The sequence below is a fragment of the Draconibacterium orientale genome (assembly GCF_900111425.1).
GTDB classification, from domain to species: Bacteria; Bacteroidota; Bacteroidia; order Bacteroidales; family Prolixibacteraceae; genus Draconibacterium; species Draconibacterium orientale.
The window spans coordinates 60211-67504 of the sequence record NZ_FOHT01000030.1 but is presented as its reverse complement, the minus strand read 5'-3'; the positions used below and the strand labels follow the sequence as shown (position 1 = coordinate 67504).

Sequence of the window (7294 nt, the reverse complement as noted above, 5' to 3'; positions counted from 1 at the left end):
GCTTCCTTCAGATTCCACCTCACGATGGACACCCTTGCCTTCGGCTAATGGTTGGCACTACAAACCCCCATTCAGGACTTTCACCCTATAGCTATTTACCATGCACGGCACACCAAAAAGAAAGCTGCTCTTAAAAAAGAACAGCTTTCAGATGATTGGTATCTAATACTAAATACTAATTTCCATTCATTTCAAGAATCGTAAATTCTGTTCTACGGTTTTTACGATGATCTTCTTTTGAACATGGAACACCGTCGTCACAATGGTTCACTAACTGCGATTCACCATATCCTTTGGCGATGATCCTGTCGGCCTCTATTCCCTTGTTCACAATATAACCAACGGCTGAATCGGAACGTTTCTGACTCAAAATTTGGTTATAAGCATCACTACCACGACAGTCGGTGTGCGATCCCAATTCAACTTTCCAGTCAGGATTATCCTGCATAACTTTTACTAACTTATCCAATTCAACTTCCGATTCCGGCAAAATATTCCATTTGTCAAAGTCGTAATAAATATTTTCCATAACAAACTTCTGCCTTACCTCTACTTTTTCAACCCATAATGTATCGCGAAGAACACCAAAAGGTTTTCCAACCGTAGAAATAGTTTTCGAGTCGTTCATATAACCATCAATATTACTCGCCACAGTATAGCTTTCATTTTCTTTCAATACTTTCTTAAACACCACTCCCGCAATTTTTTCTGCTACCCCAGCAAATGTAATATTAGCATTTTCCATTGGCTCCATTGTCTTCCTATCCATAACAACCAGTTCAAGATGATATAAACCTTCAAGAAGCACCTTATAAATATCATCGCTACCCATTCCTCCTTCTTTGTTCGAGCAATAGTAACCAACTTCTCCTTCCGGATGAATTACAAAACCAAAATCGTCACCAGCAGAGTTTAATTCGGTTAACTCGGCAACTCCGCTAATGTTATCGCCAAACAACCCAACATTGTACATATTAAGATCATCCCCGGCACCTCTTCCATTGGATGCAAAAATCAGGAATTTGCCTTTATAAATAAACGGGAACATTTCATTTTTATCGGTATTTACTGCGCTACCCATATTTTCCATTTCGCCCCATTTACCATTTGTGCGAACCGACCTGTAAATATCAGTTCCTCCAAGCCCTTTTTCAGGAATATCTGAGACAAAATATAAGGTATCGCCGGTAACCGTAATACTTGGGTGACCTACCGAATAAGCAGGATCATTAAATGGCAACTCACCTGTTTTCTGCCATTCGCCATCTACCATTTTGGCAATAATAATTTTCAGTCGGATATCTGCCTTCTGATAAACTTTATTTCGTATCACAGGGTTATCGAAATTACTTAAAGTTACAAAAAGCTCTCCGGTTGCTTCGCAATACGACACCGGCCCGGCATGATAACCTTCGCTTGCCTCAGCCAGCATAGCACTTTTACCCGATTTTACGTTTCCTTTTTCGTCGGTTGGAGTAGAATACAGATTATAATAAATTTTCTTTCCTGAACCACTATTTAACTTTTCAATCTCTTCATCGGTATAGGCCGAATACCAAAGTTCATCGCCCACGAAACCGGGGCCAAAATCACTCTGTGTTGTATTCAGGTTGGTCTTTTCTGTTTCCAGGTTAACCATTTTTTTAAAATAAACACATTCTTGCTGAGCAAACACCAACATTGGTACAAATGCAAAAAGAAAAAGTAGTACTCTTTTCATAATTATTTGAATTTAGGATTTTCAGAAAACTTGTTCAATATTATACATATAAAATATTAAGAGAGCATCCGGCTTCTTAATACGACCCTTATTTTTTGCAACTTTCAATTGCATTTAGAGACACCAAGTTAGGCTATTTTATGTAATTAATCAAGCCTTTTTCTGAGCAGAACTACATTTTCAACATGATGTGTATGAGGAAACATATCAACGGGCTGAATTTTCTCAATTTGGTACAACGAATCAAGCATCGCAAGGTCGCGTGCCTGGGTGGCGGGATTGCAACTGACATAAATAATTTTATGTGGTTGCATCTTTAATATCGTTTCTATAACATCGGCATGCATACCTGCCCTTGGAGGGTCGGTAATTACCACTTCAGGGGTGCCGTGCTCGCGTATAAAAGTTTCGTTAAGAACATCTTTCATATCGCCGGCAAAAAACCGGGTATTCTCGATATTGTTGATTTCTGAATTGATTTTGGCATCTTCAATAGCCTCCGGCACATATTCAATTCCCACTACTTTTTTTGCCTTTTTTGCCACAAAATTAGCAATTGTACCGGTGCCGGTGTACAGGTCGTAAACGGTTTCATCTCCTGTCAGCTCAGCAAAGTCGCGGGTTACCTTGTATAATTCGTAAGCCTGTTCTGAGTTGGTTTGATAAAAGCTTTTCGGCCCAATCTTAAATTGTAATCCCTCCATTTGCTCCAGCACATAATCGCGCCCTGCAAACACTTTTATTTCCTGATCGGTAATCGTATCGTTTCCTTTTGTATTAACAACATACATCAACGAAGTTATCGCCGGAAACTCGTTCTTCACAGCTTCCAGCAACTGTTTGCGCGCCGGTTCATCTTCGTAAAAGAAACTTACAATAACCATTACCTCTCCTGTAGAGGTGGTTCTGACAATGAGCGTTCTTAGGAATCCATTTTGTTCGCGAATATCAAAGAATGAAAGCTTTTCTTTTAGGGCATAATTGTAAATAAAGTTTCGAATTTGATTCGAAGGATCATCCTGCAACCAGCATTTATCGATATTCACTACTTTATCAAACAACCCGGGAACGTGAAAACCAAGAGCATTCGGGTTTTTAATTTCCTCACCGCTTTCCACTTCCTCTATGCTCAACCAGCGTTTGTTCGAAAAAGTGAATTCCATCTTATTTCGGTAGAAAGTGTTCTTTTCAGAGCCAAGAATTGGCAGCATTTCAGGCAGTTCTACTTTCCCAATTCTGGATAGTTGATCCTGCACCTGTTTTTGTTTGTAGAACAATTGCTTTTCGTAAGGCAGAATCTGCCACTTGCATCCGCCGCATACACCAAAATGCTCGCAGAAAGCTTCAGTTCTGTCTTCGCTGTAAGCCTTAAACGTTTTTACAACAGCTTCCTGGTAACGTTTTCTTTTCTTTGTCACCTGCAAATCGACCACATCGCCCGGAATGGCCAACTTGGTAAAAACAACCACATCGCCAACACGTGCAACAGCTTTTCCTTCTGCACCAATATCTTCAATTTTTACATCCTCGTAAAACGGCTTTTTTCTTTTTCTTCTTCCCACTGCTTTGTAATTTTGCGCAAATATAATTCAATATTCATTACTGCATTATTATTGCTTAAAGAGTCATTTCCCAAATAAACATAGTTTTTCCCATTCTGGGAAAACCAACCTTTTTTGTGTACACAGAAGTGATTTTATGTTTTACAAAGCTTTTCTGCTTTAATCATTTCCTTATATTTGCTATTGATTTAATGGTTGGTTTTATTTTTAATAAGTAAAACTTAAAAGGGGAAAGCGACTTCTGTATTTATGATTGGTTTTGTGTTTAGGGGTTTGTAAATTATCAATCATCTTCAAAAAGCGTCCATAGAGCTTTCCCCTTCCTTTTTTTTGCCCGGGAGGGCATTTTTTCTGTCTAATTTTTTGGTGTTACCCAACTCTGGTGACGATCTAATATAATCTCTGGTTATGCTTTCGCTGAATCATTATTTTATGCAGCATATTGGCAGAATGGAAATAAAAAAAGCTCCGAATTTCTTCGAAGCTTTTTTGTTTGGTGACTCAGCTGGGGGCAGAACCCCACTTATTTATAGCTGATTGCCAACATATTAAAAACGTCAAAACCGATAGGTCTCTCTAAAGTCTCTCTCTAAAATTCTTTAGCTCACTATTTATAAATATATGAATTTTCATTGAATTAATTCTAAATTATTCCTTAATCCCAAATCGTAAACACCAATTTTTTGAATTTAGGCATTAGACAAAAGGAAACTGAATAAAAGGCATGTGAGCAGGAGGCGGATTAGTGGTCAAGTGTTTTTACCTCTTTTTTGGAGTAAGTTCGTCTTTCGAAGTATGAGAAAGGTGTATTCACTCAAAACAATACATAATCAAAACTCTTGACCACTTTCCCCGCAGCTTTTATGCGGTAGTCTTTTGACGTTTGCCTTAATTCTTTTCACTTTGTTGCAGATTTGGGATACCATATTAACAGGAAAAAAATTCATTCCACTTTCAAATTATTTCATATTCCTTAACCATAAATCTCTCTTGGGAGAGACGCTTCTTTTCCATTAATGGAAAATCAATCCTGCAGAGCAGGCAAGTTTTTGTGAAACAAAATCACATCTTGCCACCCCCTCCCCCACCAGCTAAATCATTGACTTGGGGTTAAGAATATGAGAACAGGCTCTATTAAATTTATTTTGAATAATAAAATATCTTCAAAAGAGAAGAAAAAAAGAAAAGAAAGCCCTTGAACTCCATCTATGGATAAACAGCAAGGTTGTTCCTAACCTACCAAACTTTTATCACAAACTTTAAAACCAATAAATAGGGACATTTATTTAGCCTTGCGGTTTATTGAGCGTGGGCTTTGGAAGAGGATGGCGATTTTTGGGCGCCTTTTTTTGTTTTCAACCTTTTAAATGTTAATGAGTGTGGGGAACAGGAAAGTGCCGGACTTAAGTTAAACGTAAGGATGGCTCTTTCCGAGGGAGGCCCAGAAGGCTTTTTTGCAAATAATGAACAAATATTGTCATTCAAAATACAAACAAAAGTAACTGCCAATCCAATGATGAATAGCACATGCCGAGGCACAGAGACAAACTAATATATTCATGTGAACCGTACTAAAGATCACTTCTTTCTACTAACTTATTATAATTTAATTTACACGCTGTATCAGTTCTCGTCGCAGTTCGAGTATCACTTCCGGTATTAGATGTGATACGGGAAGAATGCAAACAATTTGAGATTTATTTCCCCTTAATTAAATTTATCATGGAATTCTGTTGTACTGAATCTATAAATACTCGTGATAGAATATGTTTCTCCCGGATTTAAAATAATTGAAGGGAATTCTGGTTGGTTGGATGAATCAGGGAAATGTTGTGTTTCCAAGGCAAATGCTTCGCGGAAATCAAACGCTTTACCATATTTCCCTGTATCTGCCCCACTCATAAAGTTTCCTCCGTAAAACTGAATGCTGGGTTCTTCGGTAAAAATTCCCATTTTCCTTCCGCTCTCCGGTTCAACCACAGTTACAGCCCACGACATTTCTCCACCCTCGGTTTTATTCAATGCAAAATTATGATCGTAGCCCAATCCATTTTTCAACTGCTCGTTTTCGTCTTGCAACGGTAGGTCGGCTCCTATGGTTTTTGCTTTTCTGAAATCGAATGGAGTACCTTCAACCGAAACATTTTTGCCCAGCGGAATCAGCGTTGAATCTACTGCTGTAAACTTGTCGGCATTAATGGTCAACAGATGATCATTGATCGTTCCGTTACCTTCGCCTTTCAAATTAAAAAATGCATGATTGGTAAGATTCACCGGAGTGCTTTCGTCGGTTGTTGCTTTGTAGTCGATTTGTACCTCGTTGTCAGCTGAAAGTTGATAAGTTACTTCTACACTCAAATTCCCGGGATAGCCCATTTCTCCGTCCTTCGATAAATAAGTCAGAACAATAGAAGTCTCATCCACCGATTTTACATCCCAAACCTGGTTATGAACCATCCGGTCCTCCGTGCAAATGATTGGGATCGTTGTTTATTGGCAAGGTATATTCAATATTATTTAGCGTAAACTTGCCTTTTGCAATGCGGTTTCCAACACGACCGATTAAGGCTCCGTGAAAAACTTCCTTTGCATTCAGGTAAGCATCTATTGACGGAAATCCAAGAACCACATCAGCCATTTCTCCGTTTTTTCCGGGCACCAGCAAACTTACGATGCGCCCACCATAATTGGTTACGGCCATAGTAATATCGCCATTTTTCAACTCGTATATAGCGGTTTCTTTACCGTTGATCATCGATTTAAAATCTGCCTCTTTAAGCATTCCGCAGATCAGTTGCTCTTTAGGGTTTTGATTACATGCAGTAAGTAACAGCACTGTAATACCCAATAGTATAAATACATTTCTCATTTTCCTGTTTTATTCAGTGCCGGTTAAACTTTTAATTACATCAACTTCTTCCTGGCTGTAAGGAGTTCCGTCAGGATGGAAAATCTCGTGAAACCAAAGTGGTGGTTCCGATCCAGCAGGAATTGGTTCATCCCATGCATATTTTGTATTTGATTTTCCGGCTACCAATCCCCAGTTAATAGCACCAATGCTTTCTTTATGCAGAATGGGCATAATATTTTGGAAGTAGCTATTATTTAGTCTCGCCATATATTCGGTACAAACCATTGGCAGACCTCTTGTTTTTAAGGTGTCGATAGCAGCCTGATGTTTTTCCGGTCCTTCGTAGTTGTGATACGTAATAATATCGGAATTTTCGAGCTGAAATTTATTCAGATCTGTTAACGAAGCATTCCAAACACCTGCTGAAACCGGTTGTGCCGGACGAATTTCCCATGCCCAATTGAAAACATTTTTCAACAGAGGCATCGAACGGTTTCCGTAACCCGAGTTACCCGGCTCATTGTATAGATCCCAAATGGCAATGCGGCCGTCGTTTTTAAATGTGGTCAAAACATCTTTTACATAAGCCTCCAAAGTTGTTACCAACTCAGGATCTTCATAGATTAAATCTCCCGGATCGCGCACCCAACCTGAATTATGAACACCCGGTTTGGGGTCAGGTTGTTTTCCTGCCTGGTAAGTGGCATTCCAACAATCATCAAAAAATACAAAAATGGTTTTTATGCCATGACTATCAGCAATATCAAGATACTGATTCATACGGTTTTTAAATCCTTCCTTATCAACTTCCCAGGCCACATGATGCAGGTAAACACGCATGCAATTCAGACCAATATCTTCTGCCCACCCCAGCTCTAGATCAATGGTTTCCGGATCAAAAGTTTCGGCTTGCCACACTTCCAGCTGGTTGATTGAAGTACTCGGATTAAAATTACTTCCCCGTAACCATCCGTTTTCTTCTGCCCATGCATCGGCTTGTTCCTGTGTCCACTTTTTCGATGCTACTTCAGTAGACTTTGTTTCTGTTGATGTTTGCTTTTTACTATTCGACTGGCAGGCGGCTAAAAACAGCACCATGACCAAAAGATAAATTCCTTGCTTCATTTGATTGGTTTATTGTATTTTGTTCTATTACTTTAA

General features: G+C 39.0%; 5 protein-coding genes. All 5 read right to left on the bottom strand.

The window, feature by feature from the left end; translation table 11 throughout:
• Positions 1–175: 175 nt before the first annotated feature.
• A complete protein-coding gene (locus BMW53_RS15570) occupies positions 176–1720 on the bottom strand; it encodes an OmpA family protein (protein WP_081804748.1) in 1545 nt (514 codons plus the stop codon).
• A gap of 146 nt (positions 1721–1866) precedes the next feature.
• On the bottom strand, positions 1867–3282 hold the full coding sequence (gene rlmD, locus BMW53_RS15565) for a 23S rRNA (uracil(1939)-C(5))-methyltransferase RlmD (RefSeq protein ID WP_038555154.1): 1416 nt from the start codon (positions 3280–3282) through the stop codon (positions 1867–1869).
• A 1707-nt stretch (positions 3283–4989) separates the two neighbouring features.
• Complete coding sequence (locus BMW53_RS21150; RefSeq protein WP_217642965.1) at positions 4990–5739, bottom strand: aldose epimerase family protein; 750 nt, start codon at positions 5737–5739, stop codon at positions 4990–4992.
• Positions 5729–6151, bottom strand: coding sequence for an aldose epimerase family protein (locus BMW53_RS21415; RefSeq protein WP_217642964.1), 423 nt, complete (start codon positions 6149–6151; stop codon positions 5729–5731). Before BMW53_RS21415 ends, BMW53_RS21150 begins: the two co-directional genes overlap by 11 nt.
• 9 nt (positions 6152–6160) lie before the next feature.
• Entirely contained in the window at positions 6161–7258 is a 1098-nt protein-coding gene (locus tag BMW53_RS15550) for a glycoside hydrolase 5 family protein (protein ID WP_038555159.1), read from the bottom strand.
• Positions 7259–7294 lie beyond the last annotated feature (36 nt).